The organism is Bacillus sp. EKM501B (assembly GCF_011800505.1).
In the GTDB taxonomy this organism is placed as follows: Bacteria; Bacillota; Bacilli; order Bacillales; family Bacillaceae_G; genus Bacillus_A; species Bacillus_A cereus.
In genome coordinates this window covers 572292-589447 of record NZ_JAALFZ010000001.1, presented here as the reverse complement: position 1 = coordinate 589447, position 17156 = coordinate 572292, and the positions used below count along the sequence as shown (strand labels likewise).

The window sequence follows — 17156 nt, the reverse complement described above, 5'->3', positions numbered from 1 at the left end:
CTTTTCTCCTATCACTATATCATAAGCCTGTTTTATAATATACTACTATTATTTTGTTAACTCTTTCGTTAACGATACATCATTCTTTTCTTTCATTTCACGCTCAAGTTTTGCAATTTTCATATCAAATGTGTCACGCTCATGCTCTTCATTCATACGAGTTTCTAATTCACGAATATGATCTTCAATCTCTTCAAATCGTAAGAATGGATTATTTTCATCCATTTTATGCATCGCAGTATTCATACGACGATTTGCATGTGCCATATTTTCACGTGCCATTAGTTCCATACGCTTTGCGTGCATTTCTTTTAATTTATTTTTCATTTCAGAAAGACGACGCTCTAACTCATCAATTTGCTCTACAACACCTGCATACATTTCTTCTAATCGAGTTACTTGCCCTTCATAATAAGCTACCTCTTCTAACGCACGTTCGTGCAATTGTAATTCACCTGCTTCTTGAGCAATGATAGCTTGCTTTGATCTTTTATTAACGAAATAACGTGCTTGCTCAAGCTCACGAGCAAAGTTAGATTTTAATGTTTTATGACGCTCAATTAACTTCTCAATTTTTGTTATTTCACGCTCACTATCACGTAAATATTGGTTTAACATCGCAATTGGATTTTTTCTTTCCTTCTCATCTAACACGTTATGAAAATCAGCTAAAATTGCATCGCGTACACGTCCGAATAAAGATTGTTTCATTATAAATCTTCCTCTCTTCTACTTTAATTATAATTTGATTTATTGTTTTAGTTTTTCATTAATTTGTTCCACTCATCTTCAAAGTTGCTATATGATTTAGAACTTTCTGGAGCAGATTCAACAACTACATCTTTTTCTTTTTTCCACTCACGGTATCCGTAGTATAAAACCACTAAAGCAACGATACCGATTAATGCTGGCGAATGGGAAAGTGCAATGGATAAACCGATTAAACCAACAATACCCCAAGCTAACTTTCCAAAAAATGATTTAGCTCGCACAAATGATTTATAGCTCCAATATACAACTCCTGCTCCGATTGCGAATCCTACAATACCAGCAAGACTACCAAGAGCAATTAAAGCCAAAATACCGGCTGCGATAAACGCTAGAAATTGTTTCATCTTGTGCTTGCCTCCCTTCGATTTGATACTCTTATCTTAACTATTTTTTCATCTTTCCATAACGAGCTTAAGAACCGTTTTCTACTCAGACTTAAGACCGAGTCATATTCAGCCCTTTACGCAAAAAACGTGCAGAGTCTATTCTCTGCACGTTTTTTAATTACTAACATTCATATTAAATTAAGCAGTTTTATGATACTCTTTTTTCTTAGCTACTTTCGAAAACCTTGGAAACCCAATTAAAATAGAAACAATCCCACATACTCCAACTAAAATTGGATAAAATGCATACGGTAACAATTCAACTGGAGATAACGCTGCAAATCCTGCTGCCGTTAACATTTGGGCACCGTACGGAATTAATCCTTGCACACAACATGAGAAAAGATCTAATACACTCGCTGATTTACGAGGGTCTATTTCATATTGATCTGCAATATTTTTTGCAAGCGGGCCTGTAAAAATAATTGAAATCGTATTATTCGCTGTACACATATTCGTCATACTCACTAAACCAGCAATACCAAATTCCGCTCCTTTTTTCGAACGAATATTACGTGTTAATACATTCATTAAATATTGAATACCACCATTATATTGGATTAATTCAACCATACCGCCAATTAATATAGCAAGTAATACTAACTCCATCATACCGCCCATTCCAGTCGTTACACTTTTAAAGAAACTTTCTAACGTGTAACTTCCATCTATAAGACCGATAACACCAGATAGTACAGTTCCACCAGTTAATACAATAAGTACATTCCAGCCAAGTAGCGCTGTAATCAGTACTCCTGCGTACGGTAAAATCTTTATCCAATCAAAGCTATGTGCTTTAATCTGCGTGTCACTCCCTGAAGTAACTATTACTAATAGCACAATTGTAATAATAGCTGCTGGTAACACAATTAAAAAGTTCGTTTTAAACTTATCTTTCATTTCTGTTCCTTGTGAACGAACAGCTGCGATTGTTGTATCTGAAATAAATGATAAATTATCACCAAACATCGCTCCGCCAACAACAGTAGCCATTGCAAGCGCAATTGAGATATCAGTTTGACCACTAATACCTACAGCAATCGGCGCTAATGCTGCAATTGTTCCCATTGAAGTTCCCATCGCTAATGAAATAAATGCACCAATAACAAAGATTCCAGCTACGATAAATCCTGGCGGTAAAATAGTTAATGCTAAATTAACAGTTGAGTCTACTCCGCCCATTCCTTTAGCAGTTTCAGAAAATGCACCTGCAAGCACAAAAATTAATACCATAATCATAATATCCGGATTTCCTGCACCTTTAGCGAACCGCTCTACTTTCACATTAAAACTTTCTTTACGATTCATCATTAAAGCGACTCCTACAGCAATTGAGATCGCTACAAGTATCGGCAATTTATAGAAATCACCTGTAATAATTCCAGAACCAATAAATAGCGCCAAAAATATCCCAAGTGGTAATAAAGCTAAACCATTTCCTCTCGTTTCTTTCAAAGTATCATCTCTCCCTAGTTTCAACCTTTTTCTAATGAATAACAAAAGACCTCTTCCGATGAGAAGAGGTCTTATACATCTATAAGAAACACTCTTCTCATCTTTCAAGCACACGCTTGCTGGATTTGGCACAGCACTCTGAAATCGAGTCCGCTGCCGAGGCATCGTAGGGCCAGTCCCTCCGCCTCTCTTTATAAGAAGGTTTCATATTTATTTTTTAATAATAATTTCTTTCCTAACTTTACTCGCTTACAAAACAAAAGTCAATTATTTTTTGTATAGATTTTTTTGGTAATTATACAAAAATTCGAATACAACAATCATTTTAACTTTTCTATTTCTTCTTTCAACATTGAAATCCAATAAAATTCATTATTTTTTATTGTTGCTAATATCCATTTCGTAGTGTACCAAGCTAACTCATACTCTTCCTTCGTGACATCACCACTTTTATAAGCATCCTCTAGCTCCTCTTCATCTAATACATACACCTTACCGCTAGGTAATAATACTACATCTAAATATAAATCATCAAAATACGGTAAACCACGATCGTCTATTTTATATTCTTTCGCCACATCGATATAATATTGCACTAATTTTTTCTGATCATCTAACATAGCGGTAATCGCAAAGTTTTTCCCGTCTATGAAATATTGAATCCACGTATACTGATCCGCTGCAATACAAAGTTCTTCACCATCATATTCTTTACAACTAGGCTCTCTCACCTTTTTTATATCCAGTATTCCGAGCATTCCCTCTTCCACTTGCTTAACCGTATAACTCTTTTCTATTAGCCTCTTCCACGAAGAACCGTCACCATATTTACGTTTCATTATGTCTGCTCCTCTTCTATATACAGAAAAGCTCCCACATATTATGTGAGAGCTTGTTCATACTATAATTAAGCCGCTTGACCCTTTTCAGAAATCTCTTTTAAATAAGCTTGTCCTTTTTCAGCGTCATATTGACCTTCCCACTTAGACATAACTACAGCTGCTAAAGAGTTTCCTACAACGTTAACTGCTGTACGAGCCATATCTAAAATACGGTCAATACCAGCAATGAACGCTAAGCCTTCAGGTGGAATACCTACTGTACCAAGTGTCGCTAATAATACAACGAATGATACGCCCGGTACACCTGCGATACCTTTTGATGTAACCATTAATACAAGCAATAATGTAATTTGTTGTGTAATAGATAAATCAATACCGTACATTTGTGCTAAGAAAAGAGCCGCAATTGCTTGATATAAAGTTGATCCATCTAAGTTAAATGAATAACCTGTCGGAATAACGAAAGATGTAATTGCTTTCGGACAACCGAATTTCTCCATTTTCTCCATGATTTTTGGTAAAACTGTTTCTGAGCTTGCTGTAGAATACGCTAAGATCAGCTCGTCTTTTAAAATCTTAAAGAATTGGAAAATGTTGATTCCAAATATTTTCGCTGTAAGTCCTAAGACAACTACGACGAAGAAGATCATTGCTCCATATACGACAATTAGTAATTTCCCTAATGGAATTAATGAAGCAAGACCAAATGTAGAAACTGTAACACCAATTAGTGCAAACACACCAAATGGTGCAAATTTCATAACTTGGTTTGTTACGTAAAACATTGCGTCAGCTACACCTTGGAAAAATTGAAGAACTGGTCTTCCTCTTTCACCAATTGCTGCTACACCTAAACCAAATAATACAGAGAAGAAGATAATAGCAAGCATATCTCCGTCAGCTAACGACTTCATAATGTTCGTTGGAACAATATTTACAAATGTATCTGCAAATGAATGACTTTGTACTTGTTCTGTCGTATGTGTATATTTCGAAATATCTGTCTTTGTTAACTGCTCCATATTTACGCCTTTTCCTGGTTGGAAAATATTCGCTATTAATAGACCAACAATAATTGCAATTGTTGTAATAATTTCAAAGTAAAGAATTGTTTTTCCGCCTAGTCGACCTAGTTTTTTAACATCGCCAACACCAGCAACCCCAACAACAATACTTGCTACAACAATCGGTACAACGATCATTTTAATTAATCGGATGAAAATATCACCAATTGGTTGTAAGTACTTCACAACAGCTGGATTATCAAAGAAAATCGCCCCAACCGCAATACCAAGCGCAAGCCCTATTAATATTTGCCATGCAAGTCCTATTCTTTTCATATTTGTTGTAACCCCCTCTTCGATGTGTCACTCTATCTCTCATTCTATCTCTATAAAACTAAGAAATTAAGAGTATTACATATTATTCGACAATTCACTACATTTTGTCCCTGTTAAAAATCATAAATCAAAAATTTAAATCTGACAACAAAATAACTTTGCCCGAACACAAATAATTTTCTTGACAAAAAGCAGACCCATGTCAGAAAACCTAACATGAGAACGATTCCTTACTAGTGTTTTATTAGCTTTCCAAGTAATATTTCACCTCATAAAAACGATTACTTTCCTCCTTCATTTTACAGATGAATCCCAAAATTTACCTTTATGTGCATATGAATAAAATGTAAGCATTATGACAATTACAGTTGAAAAATGATAAATTCCGACAAAACTTAGCAATTTTATAAAATTTTCTTTACATTATGATTACAACGATAGACACCCTTCTTCTTATGATATATAACATTCATAGGGAAAGGAGTCAGACAACAATGAAAAAGAAATTTGCAGCGTTTAGTGTTTTAGCAGCAGGAACGATTTTTGCTTCCCCGTTACTTTCACCTGCATACGCTGAAACGAATCAAGATAAATTATCTAACATTCAATCTGAATTAGAAGGCAAACAAAGTGACTTACAAAATAAATCAGTCGAGAAAGAACAAATAGAAAAAGAAATTCAAGAATTACAGAAGAAAATTGATGAATTAACTACTTCTATTAATAAAAACGAGACTGAATTAAATGATACAAAAAAAGAAATTAGCAAAACACAACAAGTAATTACTGACAAAAAGAAACATATAGAACAATTACAAACAAACATAGATACACGTCAGGAAGTTATTAAACAACGGTTACAATCTATGCAAGAAAAACCGCGTACCAATATCATTACAGAAGTATTAACAAACTCTACAAACATTGCTGATCTTGTTGATAATATGTACTCCGTAAGTTTAATATTAAACAACGATACAGATATTGTAAAAAAACAAACATCTGATCAAAATGCTGTAACGTCAGAAAAAGAGGCTGTTGAGAAAAAAGAACAACAACTGAAAGAATCTGAGCAAAAACTAGAACAAAAACAGCAAGAATTACAAAATAACCAACAACAGCAACAAACTCTTATTAACGATCTACATACGAAAGTAGCAAAAGTAGATTCAGAGATTGAAGGATTAGAAGAATCCAAAGGCATTTTAGAAAATCAACGTCAAGCTGTTCAAAAAGCAATTGAAGAAGAAAAACGTGCCGAAGAAGCTCGTAAAGCGGAAGAAGCTCGCCAGGCAGAAGAGGCTCGCAAACAACAAGCTACTAAATCTGCTCAAGCAACTCAAGCGGCCCCAACACCACATGATACAAATATCGGTGGCTTTATCAAACCAGCAGCTGGATCAAAAACTTCCGGATTTGGTGTACGTTCTTTAGATAATCATAAAGGAATTGACATCGCTGCTTCGGGAACGGTTCCAATTATCGCGGCTGCAGATGGCGTTGTTATTCGTTCAGAATTATCATCTAGTTACGGAAACGTAGTGTATTTATCTCACCGTATAAACGGAAAAACATATACGACAGTATATGCTCATATGAATAGCCGTTCTGTATCGAATGGACAAACTGTAAAACAAGGCGATCAGCTTGGATTTATGGGGAACACGGGCCAATCATACGGACAACATTTACACTTCGAACTTCATCTTGGAGAATGGAATGTCGGCAAGACAAACGCAGTTGACCCATCTCCTTATATCGGATTATAAAAAACCTCGGTGCCTACCGAGGTTTTTTATTTACACTTCACACAATATAGGCATTCTACATAGACTATAACTAAATGCCTATAGTTTACGAGGTGATCAATATGAATACGCAATTACAACAAAAAATAGAAGAAGCTAGAGAGACGTATATTGGCCGGATATTTACATTTGGCGGCTCAGTATTATTTTTAATCGGTTCATTCCTTGCAGTCACTACAGCCTATAAAGCATATAATCGTTTATTACACTCATCAACATCCACATAAAAAAAGACGGGAGATCCCCGCCTTTTTTTATGCAAACATTTTAAATACACCTATCGCATTTAAAAATACAATTATTACAGTTACCGGAATAACATAACGAAGTAAGAAGAACCAAATGTTAAATAACGTTTTCCCCTTCGTTTCCGTCACTTCTAATTCTTTCATCAATAACTCTTTACTCATTTTATTTGGTACAAATAATGAAATAGCTAGTACTCCTAACGGCAGCAATACGTTACTTACCGAAAAGTCAACTAAATCAAAGAATGTTTTCCCGAATATTTTCACGTCACTCATAATCCCAAATGATAAAGCTGATGGAATACCGACTGCAAAAATAAGAATACCAATTAATAATGATGCTGACGGACGCTTCTTCTCATTACCTTTCGCAACAGATGCTACTACAATTTCAAGCATTGAAATTGCTGATGTTAAAGTCGCAAAGAAGAATAAAATTAAAAACATAATAAAGAAAAATTGACCAAATGGTATTTTTGCAAATACTGCTGGAAGGACGATAAACAGTAGTCCTGGTCCTTCAGTCGGTTTAACTCCCAACGCAAAAATCGCTGGGAAAATTGCTAATCCTGCAAGTACTGTAACAAAAACCGTTAAACTTACAATAGATGTTGCTGATTTCGCTAAATGTTCTTCTTTCTTTAAATACGAACTATACGTTACCATTACCGAGGCACCTACAGTTAGCGAGAAGAAAGATTGTCCCATCGCATATAAAATCGTATCTGCTGTAAGCTTTGAAAAATCCGGCTTTAAGAAGAACTCTACTCCAGCAAAAGCACCATCGAGTGTTAGCGCACGAACAATAATCGCAATAAATAAAATAAATAATAGCGGCATCATGTACTTACTTGCCTTTTCTATACCTTTCTCTACACCTTTACTTACAACAAAAATCGTACAAAGCATAAAGATAAATTGTGCTCCAATCGCGCTTAATGGATTTGAAATCGTTTCACCGAACAATTGTCCATAATCAGCTGCTCCATTCCAGAAACTTCCTGTCACACTATAATATAAATAAAGTAAAATCCATCCACCTACAACACTATAAAAAGATAGTACACTAAAACAAGTAACAACTCCCATACGACCAATCCAAGGATATAATTTGCTATTTGGCACTAGTACTTTATAAGCTGTAACCGCCTCTTTTTGCGTGCTACGTCCAATAACAAACTCCGCTATTAGAAGAGGCATACCTATAAATAAAGTTAATAGTAAAAATACAAGGAAGAATGCGCCTCCCCCGCCATTACCTGCAACATATGGAAATTTCCATATCGCACCAAGACCTACTGCGGCTCCGGCTGCTGCGAGTACAAAGCCTATTTTCGACGTCCATTGCTGTGTTTCTTTCATCATAAATTCTCCTTTTCTGAATATTTAATTTTTTGTTAATTATACACTTTCATTTCATACTCGCACACCTCCTTTAGAAAATAAAAAAGTCCCCTACACGCAAATATGCATGTAGAGGACGATATATGTAATGTAAATACCGTGGTACCACCTCAATTGGATTGATAAATCCCACTTGTTCAAGTACAGGAATAAATCCGATACTCTATCCTTTTAACGGCGGAACCCGGGTTGCCTACTACAATGTTCAACATACCTCTCGCAAGCCCATTCTGTATATTTTATCGTACCAGGCTCCCACCTAACCCCAGCTCTCTGAACGCATCAAATATACGTACTCTTCTTGCTCATCGATTTCATCTATTGAAGTTACTTGTGATTATAAATTATATTTTTATATTTGTAAAGCTCACTTTATCTTTTATTATTTTAAAATCTTTTCCTCTAATTCTCGTAAAAAACTTTCTCTTTTCCCCTCGTTTTGCACATATACTGATTTTAACACTTCTTGGAGCAATATATTTCGTGCCCTCTTTTCTAACTGTAAATCTTTTAACTTCAACCTTACTTCATATAAAAAATCTAAATACGATTCATATGTCTCATCATATTTATTTGCAATATCATCTCGAATTTTTTTTGCGAGCTTCGGGCTCGCTCCCCCAGTAGAAACTGCTATATTAAGTAAACCACGATGAATCGCTGCCGGAAAATGAACATTACCACTTTCCGGATTTGTAATAACATTTACTAATTGATTCTCGGCGGCATCTTCAGCAACTTGTTCATTTAATATTGAATCACTACTCGCTGCAACAACTAAAAAAGCACTTTTAATATCACTTTTTTCATATTCTCTTTGATACCAACGAATTTTCTTTTCTTCCACAAGTTTTACTAAATTCGCATCTAATTCTGGACTTATCACAACTATATCCGCACCCTGTTTGAGTAAAGGAATAATTTTAAATCCTGCAACTTTTCCCCCGCCAATAACAACAACGCGTTTCTCATTAACTCGCACTGTAAGTGGATACATACTGATCTCCTTTCAATAACTCCGTCGTTTTCTGAATTAACATATCTTGAAACGCTTCATTCTTCCCTAAATATGGACTGATTTTTATCTCTCCCAATTCATATTGGCGCACTTCTTTCTCAATATGTTTCATAAGTAAACCTGTAAATAACAAGTAAGGCAGTACAACGATGTTCTTTTCTTTTTGTTCTACAACTTCCTTTAACTTCTCCTCAAATTTTGGCTCTGCAGCCGCTAAATAACAAACTTCTACTTTTTTAACCTTCTCTTTTGTTTGAAATAAAGAAGCAATCCAGTTTATATCTCTTAATACTTCAGGATCACTACTCCCTCTTGCAACGAGAAGTAACGTCACTTCATTTTTATCTTCCTGTTCGATGCCACTTCCGCTATACACCGATTTAACAAGTGTTTCTGATACACCAAACGGATTACCATAGGTCACTTTAACATCCGAAAATTGATTAGTTAACTTTTCCAATTCAAAAGGGATATCTTTTTTTACATGCCCTGCCGCTAATAAAAAAACAGGGATAGCAATAATCTCAGTGGCCCCACGCTTCACACATGTACGAAAACCATCTTCAATAGAAGGATTCGCTAACTCTAAAAAACAAACTTCTTGAATAGTCGCTTCTATACGGCTCATACACGATGTAATAAATTGAATCGCCTCTTCTTTCGCTGTCTTCAAACGACTTCCATGACATATATATAAGACGGCTTTCATTTTACAACACTCCACTTACTTGATAAGCATTTTCTGTCTGCTTCTCAAACCAATGAATTTTTTCTCTAAAACGGACAACCTCTCCAATTACAATCATACTCGGATTTTGAATTTGCTCTTTTTTCGCAACATCTACAATTGTCCCTAACGTTCCAACAACTGTGCGTTGCATAGACGTCGTCCCTTGCTCAATAATAGCGGCTGGCGTACTTTTATCTTTTCCATGCTTCATAAGTTGCTCACATATGTAGGGCAAATTACTAACCCCCATATATACCGCTAAAGTCTCTACACCTTTCGCTAAACTTTCCCATTTCACTTCTTCTTCAGCACCTTCTTTCCTATGCCCAGTCACAATAGCAAAACTTGCACTTGCATCACGGTGCGTCACTGGAATGCCCGCATAAGCAGGAGCAGCTATTCCAGCTGAAATACCAGGAATGATTTCAAATGGTACACCTTGCTTTGCTAATGCTTCAGCTTCTTCTCCCCCTCTACCAAACACAAATGGATCGCCGCCCTTAAGCCTCGTTACAACTTTTCCTTTTTTCGCATACTTAATAAGAAACGTGTTAATTGTCTCTTGCTTCATCGTGTGATAATTCGGGAGTTTTCCGCAATAAATTAAATCCGCGTCAGGCTTTGCGTGTGAAAGCAGCTCTTTATTCACAAGTCGGTCGTATAAAATAACATCTGCCTTCTCAATACATTTCAACCCTTTAACAGTAATTAAATCTGGATCGCCAGGACCCGCTCCAACAATATAAACCTTTCCCATCATCTCTCCTCATTTCTTCTATTAAAATGAAACTTCCATTCGTATATAAGAATGGAAGTTTTTATTTTTTCGTATTACTGATCTCTACTCATGGATAACAAATGCCCCACCTTTTCGAATCTTCTTTTTTTCAAACAAAGAAATCTCTTTTACCTCTGGCAACGGTAAAAAATGCTTTTCAAGCTCAATCTCCGCAAGCTTAAATGCCTGTTCTTCACTTTGAGCAACAACAACAATCGGAACAATACTATTTACTAACACAGCTTCAAATCGATATAAATCCATATCGTCCCTCCTAAGACGCTATTACTTCTTCTAACACGTTATTTAACGCTATTTGTAATGTATCTACACCAATACGACCTACAAAATCATAAAATGTTTCGGCTGGTAATTTATTCTCTTTGAAATAACTTATAAATGATGCGAGTACATCAGGTAGATCCTCGCCATCTATTTTTCCTTTTAACTTTTGATTGTAGGCACCGCCATCTAACAATGTTCCACCTACGTATATTTCAAACGCTTCAACAATGCCTTTTTCCTTCGTCTTCATTTTCACCCCTTGTAACCCAATGTCAGCAATTTGACGTTGACCACATGAATTCGGGCAGCCTACCATATGAATTCGAACTGGAACATCGAGTGCAATTTGTGTATCTAAGTATTCTGCAATTTTTCGTAATCTTTCTTTCGTTTCTACTAGTGCAAGATTACAATATTCAATACCGGTACATGAAACCGCATGACCAATAAATGATTTCGGGCTAGCAGATATCGCTTCAAACAGCGGTTCACTAAGTAATCCTTTTACATTTTCCGGAGGAACGTTCGGAATAATGAAGTTTTGCGAGTTACATGTACGAATATGTCCATTTCCATATTGCTTTGCGATTCTTGCAATCTCAAACATTTCTTCTGCATGTAAACGACCTACCGGTACATTAAAACCTACATATTTTAATCCCTCTTGTTTTTGGTCTTGAACACCATAAAAATAGCCTGCATTCCATCCTTTGAATGCACTTTCCCCTTTACTTTGTAAAGGCCCTGTATACTCTATTAGTTTCTCTTTAAATTTCTCTGCTCCCCAGTCCGCAACAAGAAATTTCAACCGAGCTAAATGACGTTTTTCACGATATCCAAAATCACGGAATATAGTAGCAATCGCAATCGCCACCGCCTTCACTTCTTCTGGTAAAACGAATACATCTAATTCATCAGCTAAATACGGTCGAGCTGATAATCCTCCACCTACTTTTATATGAAAACCAACTTTTTTCTCACCATCTATTTCTTTCGTTGCAGGCGTAAATGCAACACAGTTAATTTCTGCGTTTGCTGAATTATAAATATTAGAACTAATAGACATTTTAAATTTACGTGGCAAGTTAGAAAACTCTTCATTATGTTGGAAGTAATCATATACTTCTTTTACAATATGCGTTGTATCAAATAGTTCATTTGCATCAATGCCAGCAAGCGGATTACCTGTAATATTCCGCGTTATATCACCACAAGCCCCCGCTGAAGATAACCCAACTCTTGCTAACCTTTTAAAAATATCTGGAATTTGCTGAATTTCTAACCAGTGAAACTGAATCGCCTGTCTCGTCGTAATATCTATTACATCACGTCCATAATCTTCAGCGATAGAAGCAAGTACTTCTGCCTGTGCATTTGTAATAATCCCTGACGGAATATTTACCCGCATCATAAAATAACCAGCTTCTTTCGGTCTTTGTAAATACAAGCCTGCCCATTTAAAGGCATCCCACTCTTCTTTCGGAATAGATTCGAAACCATTTTCCGCATAGTAAGGAATATCATTAAAAATTTCTAAGCCATCTTTTTCTAATTTATTTTTCTCGGTCTGATTTAATTTTTCATTGTTAGCCCATACTTTTTCATAACTCATTGTTTATCCCCCTATATAAAACTACGCTCTTGTAAGTACTTCACGATTTGTTCTGCACATTCTTCAATAGAATATTTGTGCGTTTCTACAATTAATTCCGCTTGCTCTGGCTCTTCATAAGGCGAATCAATACCTGTGAAATCCTTAATATCACCTTTTCTTGCCTTTTTATAAAGTCCTTTCGGATCACGTTTCTCACACTCTTCAATCGGACACTTTACAAAAATTTCAATAAATTCATCTGCCGCTAATAAATCTCTTACTTGTTTGCGGTCTACTCGAAATGGTGAAATAAATGCTGTAAGGACAACTGCTCCTTGATCTACAAATAACTTTGCCACTTCGCCAATACGTCTTATATTTTCCATGCGATCACTTTCAGAAAATCCTAAGTCTTTATTTAAACCGTGGCGAATGTTATCCCCATCCAGCACATAATTTCCAATATTCTTTTCAAACAGTTTACGAGCGACCGCATTCGCTACTGTAGATTTACCCGAAGCTGATAAACCAGTAAACCAAATTACAAAACTATGATGTCCATTCTTCACTCTTCTCTCATCTTTTGAAACCGAAGCTGTATGCCAAGTAATATTCGTATCCATCTCGTTCTCTCCCTATTCTGTTACTACTTCTTTTTTCAAGCCTTTAATTAGCACTTCCACTACTTCTTTACGACTAAATGTACTTGGCGGAATCTCACCGTTTCTTAATAATTCTCTTACTTTTGTACCCGATAAAATAACATGATCTTCTTTTCCGTGCGGACATGTTTTCGTTGAAGCCATCGCTTCACATTTCGTGCAGTAAAAACTATGTTCAAAGAATAGTGGTGTAATTCCTAACTCTTCTATCGTAAAATTCGTGAAAATTTCTTGCGCTTCGTATGTTCCGTAATAATCTCCTACTCCAGCATGATCACGCCCTACAATAAAGTGGGTACATCCAAAATTCTTTCTTACTAACGCATGAAATATCGCTTCCCTTGGTCCTGCGTAACGCATTGCAGCAGGAAATACACTTAAAAAGACACGATTTTTCGGATAATAGTTTTGAAGGAGTACTTCATAGCTTTCCATTCTTACATCAGCAGGAATATCATCCGATTTCGTTTCTCCAACGAGCGGATTTAAAAAGAGACCATCTACAATTTCAAGAGCAGACTTTTGGATATACTCATGGGCACGATGTACCGGGTTTCTCGTTTGAAATCCGACCACTGTTTTCCACCCACGTTTTTTAAATGCTTCCCTCGTTTCAATTGGGTCTAAATGATAAGAAGGAAATTGATTATTTTCAAAGCGTTTTGTTAGAATAATAGTTCCTCCAACGTAAACGTTTGATCGTTCATATAATTTTTCCACTCCTGGATGAGCCCCATCCGTTGTTTTATATACAAGTAACGCTTCTTTTTCTTTATCTGGTACAAAAATATCTTCTATTTGAATGACACCGTATATATTTCCATTGTTGACAAGCTTTACTTCCTCTCCAACTTTCAGGCTTTCTGCGACTTTTTCTGTTACAGGTAATGTAATTGGTATACTCCACACACTACCATTTGCTAAACGAAGCGTTTCTACGACTGAATCATAATCTTCCTTCCCTAAAAAACCAGTAAGGGGGCTATATCCACCTGTCGCCAATAGTTCTAAATCACTTAACGCAATATTGTCTAACTTAATTTCTTTTTCAATTTGTGATACGTCATATGCCTCATCTATACGGTTTACTAATTCGTTTACTATGCTCATTTTTCTATATCCTCTCTTAGCTTTATTTCAAGATTCATCTTATTGGTAATGAAGACCACATTCAGTTTTCACTTTTCCAGCCCATCTACCATCTCTTGAATCGCCACCATCCCCAACAGGTAACGTACATTTCTCACACCCAATACTTGGATAACCAATATCATGCAACGGGTTATACGGCAAGCTATGTTTGTATACATATCGCCAAACTTCTTTCCACGTCCAATGAATGAGTGGACAAACTTTAATAGATTGAAAACGATGATCTTGATTTATAAACTTTGTATGCTTACGTGTTTCTGATTGTTCCCTTCTTAAGCCTGATATCCATGCTTTTTCCACTACTAATGATTTTTCTAAAGGTAAAATTTTTCTAATCTTACAACAAAGATTCGGATTGCTCTCCCACAGTTTTTCACCATGCAACTTCGCCTGTTCATCAAGTGTAAGTTCTGGCTGTTTTTCTATAATATTCAATGAAGGAAATCTTTCCCGCACTTTCCGAATTAATTCATACGTTTCTTGAAAATGAACATTTGTATCCAAAAATACGACTTTAGCATATGGATTTACTTGGTTTATAAGGTGCAGCAATACCATACCTTCCACCCCAAAGCTACATGCGTAGACGATTTCATCTTTATATTCTTTATAAGCCCACTTTAATACTGATAGCGCGCCTTTTGTTTCATCTTCTTCCGAAAACGAAACAACATTTTCTTCCCACGTTTCATACGTCAACATGTTTTTTCCCCCTGTAAAAGCAAAAAGACGGTTTTAACCCAATGAAAATAGGTTAAAACCGCCTCTAGTTTTTCTAGTCAGCGCTTTTCACTTTAAACGTACTTTTTCACTTTTCTCTAACTGAATTACTTTTCCATCTTGCACAACAATTGTAATTGAACCATATTTCATATCAGCAAGCATCGCTTCAATCTTCTCGGATACTTCATCAAAATGTTCCCGTACACTCACGCGAACAGCCCCCCTTTTTATTCATAAAAAAAATCTTTCCCATTTCGAAAAGACTGTTCGGTAATATATTTTACCTTATCTTTCAAAATGGATTCCATTTTGCTGGATTTAGCACCTTGCTTTCTATAAGCAGGTTGCCGAGCTTCTTCGGGCCAGTTCCCTCCGCTTCTCTTGATAAGCTTTGTATTTGTATTTTATCATAATTCTGATTTTTTTCAATCCTAGTTTTCCGATATATTTTAATTATTTTATTTTTACAAAAAAGGAATTGCCCATCCGAACAACCCCTTTTTCTATTTAGACAAGCTCTTTAATACGTATGCGATCGTTCCCAATAATATTTTCATATGTTTCGCGTTCCACAACTACTTGCGATGTTCCGCCTTTTGCAAAGACAACGGCTGGTCTTCGAATCCGATTGTAATTATTCGCCATCGAGTACCCGTATGCTCCTGTACAGGAAACTGCTAGTAAATCAGAAGAAGCGACTTTTGGTAAATGAATATCCCAAATCAACATGTCTCCACTCTCACAGCATTTCCCGGCAATCGAAACGAGTTCCTCATTCTCATCATTCCCTCGATTCGCTAACATCGCTTCATAACGCGCGCTATATAAAGCAGGTCTTAAATTATCTGTCATTCCACCATCGACTGATACATATTTCCGAATACCAGGAATATCTTTCACAGATCCAACTGTATAAATTGTTGTCCCAGCATCACCTACAATGCTACGTCCTGGTTCAATCCATATTTCTGGCAATGGATATTCACATACAGTAAATTGTTCTCTCACTGCACTTGTTACAGCTCGCACATATGTCTCAAGAGTTAATGGTGTATCTGACTCTGTGTAGCGTATTCCAAATCCCCCGCCTACATTTAACACTTTTACTACATAGTTTGTTTGCTCTCTCACTTCTACTAAAAATTGGCGAAGAACTTCAATCGCTCGAACAAAACCAGCTGTTTCAAATATTTGCGATCCAATATGTGAATGGATCCCTAGCACATTATAATTGGATTTTTGTAAAGCAAATCTAATTGCCTGCATCGCTTGACCGTTTGAAACGCCAAATCCAAATTTCGAATCATCTTGGCCTGTCGTAATATATTCATGTGTGTGCGCCTCTACTCCAGGCGTTACACGAATTAATATGTTCACAAACTTTCCATGTTGCATCGCTAAATCGTGTAAAACTTCTAATTCAAAGAAATTATCTACGACAAAACAACCGATATTCGCCTGAAGAGCCATCACTATTTCTTCTTCTGTTTTATTATTTCCATGAAAATGAATACGTGATGCCGGAAATCCTGCTTGGAGCGCAGTATATAATTCTCCCCCAGAGACAACGTCTAATGACATATTCTCTTCACGAGCTACTCGGCACATCTCCATGCACAAGAACGCCTTGCTTGCATATGCTACTTGATAAGAGAAACCACTTTCTTTAAAAGCACGATGAAATGCTCGGCATTTTCCTCGGATAGACTCTTCATCGTATACATAAAGTGGTGTTCCGTATTGCTTTGCTAGCTGCGTCGTATCGCACCCTCCAATTTCTAAGTGTCCTTGCCCATTAATTCGGCTTGTGCCGTGTAAATACATTTAAATTCCTCCCTTATTTCCTCTAAAACTCATAACCCCAATCTTCTATTCATTGCAGCACGCTTTTAGATAGACAAAAAACGCGCGGAACAATGTTCACACGCGTTTCTTATTAGGAAAAATATATATTGAAAAA

At 36.2% G+C, this 17156-nt stretch carries 18 protein-coding genes, 2 riboswitches and 1 other annotated feature; of the genes, 2 read left to right on the top strand and 16 right to left on the bottom strand.

The genetic code is table 11. The features are described 5' to 3' along the window. Positions 1-48 precede the first annotated feature (48 nt). The 5 genes from HFD78_RS03105 to gltP all read right to left on the bottom strand — a co-directional run bounded on the left by HFD78_RS03105 (position 49) and on the right by gltP (position 4794). On the bottom strand, positions 49-711 hold the full coding sequence (locus HFD78_RS03105) for a PspA/IM30 family protein (protein ID WP_000814130.1): 663 nt from the start codon (positions 709-711) through the stop codon (positions 49-51). Between the two features lie 47 nt (positions 712-758). After that, on the bottom strand, positions 759-1115 hold the full coding sequence (locus tag HFD78_RS03100) for a lmo0954 family membrane protein (RefSeq protein WP_097813784.1): 357 nt from the start codon (positions 1113-1115) through the stop codon (positions 759-761). A gap of 180 nt (positions 1116-1295) precedes the next feature. Then, positions 1296-2612: a Na+/H+ antiporter NhaC family protein gene (locus tag HFD78_RS03095; protein ID WP_000665486.1), complete on the bottom strand. Its 1317-nt coding sequence runs from the start codon at positions 2610-2612 to the stop codon at positions 1296-1298. Positions 2613-2706: 94 nt separating this feature from the next. Then, positions 2707-2812: riboswitch (SAM riboswitch) on the bottom strand. A gap of 120 nt (positions 2813-2932) precedes the next feature. Further along, positions 2933-3451, bottom strand: coding sequence for a ribonuclease FAU-1 family protein (locus HFD78_RS03090; protein WP_000824661.1), 519 nt, complete (start codon positions 3449-3451; stop codon positions 2933-2935). A 68-nt stretch (positions 3452-3519) separates the two neighbouring features. Further along, on the bottom strand, positions 3520-4794 hold the full coding sequence (gltP, locus tag HFD78_RS03085; protein ID WP_000821131.1) for a glutamate/aspartate:proton symporter GltP: 1275 nt from the start codon (positions 4792-4794) through the stop codon (positions 3520-3522). Between the two features lie 494 nt (positions 4795-5288). Between gltP and HFD78_RS03080 the strand changes: the two genes are divergently transcribed. Both HFD78_RS03080 and HFD78_RS03075 read left to right on the top strand, forming a co-directional pair. Next, complete coding sequence (locus tag HFD78_RS03080) at positions 5289-6563, top strand: murein hydrolase activator EnvC family protein (protein WP_000726071.1); 1275 nt, start codon at positions 5289-5291, stop codon at positions 6561-6563. A gap of 101 nt (positions 6564-6664) precedes the next feature. Then, entirely contained in the window at positions 6665-6829 is a 165-nt protein-coding gene (locus tag HFD78_RS03075) for a hypothetical protein (RefSeq protein ID WP_001096002.1), read from the top strand. A gap of 27 nt (positions 6830-6856) precedes the next feature. On the opposite strand, the gene HFD78_RS03070 is transcribed toward HFD78_RS03075, so the two are convergent. The 11 genes from HFD78_RS03070 to lysA all read right to left on the bottom strand — a co-directional run bounded on the left by HFD78_RS03070 (position 6857) and on the right by lysA (position 17020). Beyond that, the gene (locus HFD78_RS03070) at positions 6857-8212 is read right to left on the bottom strand and encodes a sodium-dependent transporter (RefSeq protein ID WP_000665430.1); all 1356 of its coding nucleotides are present in this window, start codon (positions 8210-8212) and stop codon (positions 6857-6859) included. Between the two features lie 111 nt (positions 8213-8323). Continuing rightward, positions 8324-8572, bottom strand: a binding site (T-box leader). A 64-nt stretch (positions 8573-8636) separates the two neighbouring features. Beyond that, positions 8637-9251, bottom strand: coding sequence for an NAD(P)-binding protein (locus HFD78_RS03065; RefSeq protein WP_000283354.1), 615 nt, complete (start codon positions 9249-9251; stop codon positions 8637-8639). After that, complete coding sequence (locus HFD78_RS03060) at positions 9226-9981, bottom strand: sirohydrochlorin chelatase (RefSeq protein WP_000648885.1); 756 nt, start codon at positions 9979-9981, stop codon at positions 9226-9228. Before HFD78_RS03060 ends, HFD78_RS03065 begins: the two co-directional genes overlap by 26 nt. A gap of 1 nt (position 9982) precedes the next feature. Further along, positions 9983-10759, bottom strand: a complete 777-nt coding sequence (gene cobA / locus HFD78_RS03055; protein WP_000521255.1) for a uroporphyrinogen-III C-methyltransferase — start codon at positions 10757-10759, stop codon at positions 9983-9985. An 84-nt stretch (positions 10760-10843) separates the two neighbouring features. Beyond that, positions 10844-11044: a DUF3906 family protein gene (locus HFD78_RS03050; RefSeq protein ID WP_000366914.1), complete on the bottom strand. Its 201-nt coding sequence runs from the start codon at positions 11042-11044 to the stop codon at positions 10844-10846. Positions 11045-11054: 10 nt separating this feature from the next. Then, positions 11055-12677: a nitrite/sulfite reductase gene (locus tag HFD78_RS03045; RefSeq protein WP_097862904.1), complete on the bottom strand. Its 1623-nt coding sequence runs from the start codon at positions 12675-12677 to the stop codon at positions 11055-11057. Positions 12678-12688: 11 nt separating this feature from the next. After that, on the bottom strand, positions 12689-13282 hold the full coding sequence (gene cysC / locus HFD78_RS03040; protein WP_000380499.1) for an adenylyl-sulfate kinase: 594 nt from the start codon (positions 13280-13282) through the stop codon (positions 12689-12691). A 12-nt stretch (positions 13283-13294) separates the two neighbouring features. Then, positions 13295-14431 carry a sulfate adenylyltransferase gene (gene sat, locus HFD78_RS03035; RefSeq protein WP_097862903.1) on the bottom strand — a complete coding sequence of 379 codons (1137 nt, stop codon included), beginning with the start codon at positions 14429-14431 and terminating at the stop codon, positions 13295-13297. Positions 14432-14470: 39 nt separating this feature from the next. Beyond that, a complete protein-coding gene (locus HFD78_RS03030) occupies positions 14471-15175 on the bottom strand; it encodes a phosphoadenylyl-sulfate reductase (RefSeq protein WP_097862902.1) in 705 nt (234 codons plus the stop codon). Between the two features lie 87 nt (positions 15176-15262). Continuing rightward, entirely contained in the window at positions 15263-15406 is a 144-nt protein-coding gene (locus HFD78_RS03025) for a YezD family protein (RefSeq protein ID WP_000116158.1), read from the bottom strand. Between the two features lie 72 nt (positions 15407-15478). Beyond that, positions 15479-15587: riboswitch (SAM riboswitch) on the bottom strand. A 116-nt stretch (positions 15588-15703) separates the two neighbouring features. Then, positions 15704-17020 (bottom strand): diaminopimelate decarboxylase, encoded by a 1317-nt coding sequence (gene lysA / locus HFD78_RS03020; RefSeq protein WP_000280649.1) that lies wholly within the window; start codon positions 17018-17020, stop codon positions 15704-15706. Positions 17021-17156 lie beyond the last annotated feature (136 nt).

What these genes read in the sequence shown, in the direction of transcription:
- HFD78_RS03050 (WP_000366914.1), bottom strand. Translation starts at nt 11,044, where the DNA reads ATGGATTTATATCGATTTGAAGCTGTGTTAGTAAATAGTATTGTTCCG.
- cysC (WP_000380499.1), bottom strand. Translation starts at nt 13,282, where the DNA reads ATGGATACGAATATTACTTGGCATACAGCTTCGGTTTCAAAAGATGAG.
- HFD78_RS03100 (WP_097813784.1), bottom strand. Translation starts at nt 1,115, where the DNA reads ATGAAACAATTTCTAGCGTTTATCGCAGCCGGTATTTTGGCTTTAATT.
- HFD78_RS03070 (WP_000665430.1), bottom strand. Translation starts at nt 8,212, where the DNA reads ATGAAAGAAACACAGCAATGGACGTCGAAAATAGGCTTTGTACTCGCA.
- cobA (WP_000521255.1), bottom strand. Translation starts at nt 10,759, where the DNA reads ATGGGAAAGGTTTATATTGTTGGAGCGGGTCCTGGCGATCCAGATTTA.
- HFD78_RS03045 (WP_097862904.1), bottom strand. Translation starts at nt 12,677, where the DNA reads ATGAGTTATGAAAAAGTATGGGCTAACAATGAAAAATTAAATCAGACC.
- HFD78_RS03065 (WP_000283354.1), bottom strand. Translation starts at nt 9,251, where the DNA reads ATGTATCCACTTACAGTGCGAGTTAATGAGAAACGCGTTGTTGTTATT.
- lysA (WP_000280649.1), bottom strand. Translation starts at nt 17,020, where the DNA reads ATGTATTTACACGGCACAAGCCGAATTAATGGGCAAGGACACTTAGAA.
- HFD78_RS03105 (WP_000814130.1), bottom strand. Translation starts at nt 711, where the DNA reads ATGAAACAATCTTTATTCGGACGTGTACGCGATGCAATTTTAGCTGAT.
- HFD78_RS03060 (WP_000648885.1), bottom strand. Translation starts at nt 9,981, where the DNA reads ATGAAAGCCGTCTTATATATATGTCATGGAAGTCGTTTGAAGACAGCG.
- sat (WP_097862903.1), bottom strand. Translation starts at nt 14,431, where the DNA reads ATGAGCATAGTAAACGAATTAGTAAACCGTATAGATGAGGCATATGAC.
- gltP (WP_000821131.1), bottom strand. Translation starts at nt 4,794, where the DNA reads ATGAAAAGAATAGGACTTGCATGGCAAATATTAATAGGGCTTGCGCTT.
- HFD78_RS03080 (WP_000726071.1), top strand. Translation starts at nt 5,289, where the DNA reads ATGAAAAAGAAATTTGCAGCGTTTAGTGTTTTAGCAGCAGGAACGATT.
- HFD78_RS03075 (WP_001096002.1), top strand. Translation starts at nt 6,665, where the DNA reads ATGAATACGCAATTACAACAAAAAATAGAAGAAGCTAGAGAGACGTAT.
- HFD78_RS03030 (WP_097862902.1), bottom strand. Translation starts at nt 15,175, where the DNA reads ATGTTGACGTATGAAACGTGGGAAGAAAATGTTGTTTCGTTTTCGGAA.
- HFD78_RS03090 (WP_000824661.1), bottom strand. Translation starts at nt 3,451, where the DNA reads ATGAAACGTAAATATGGTGACGGTTCTTCGTGGAAGAGGCTAATAGAA.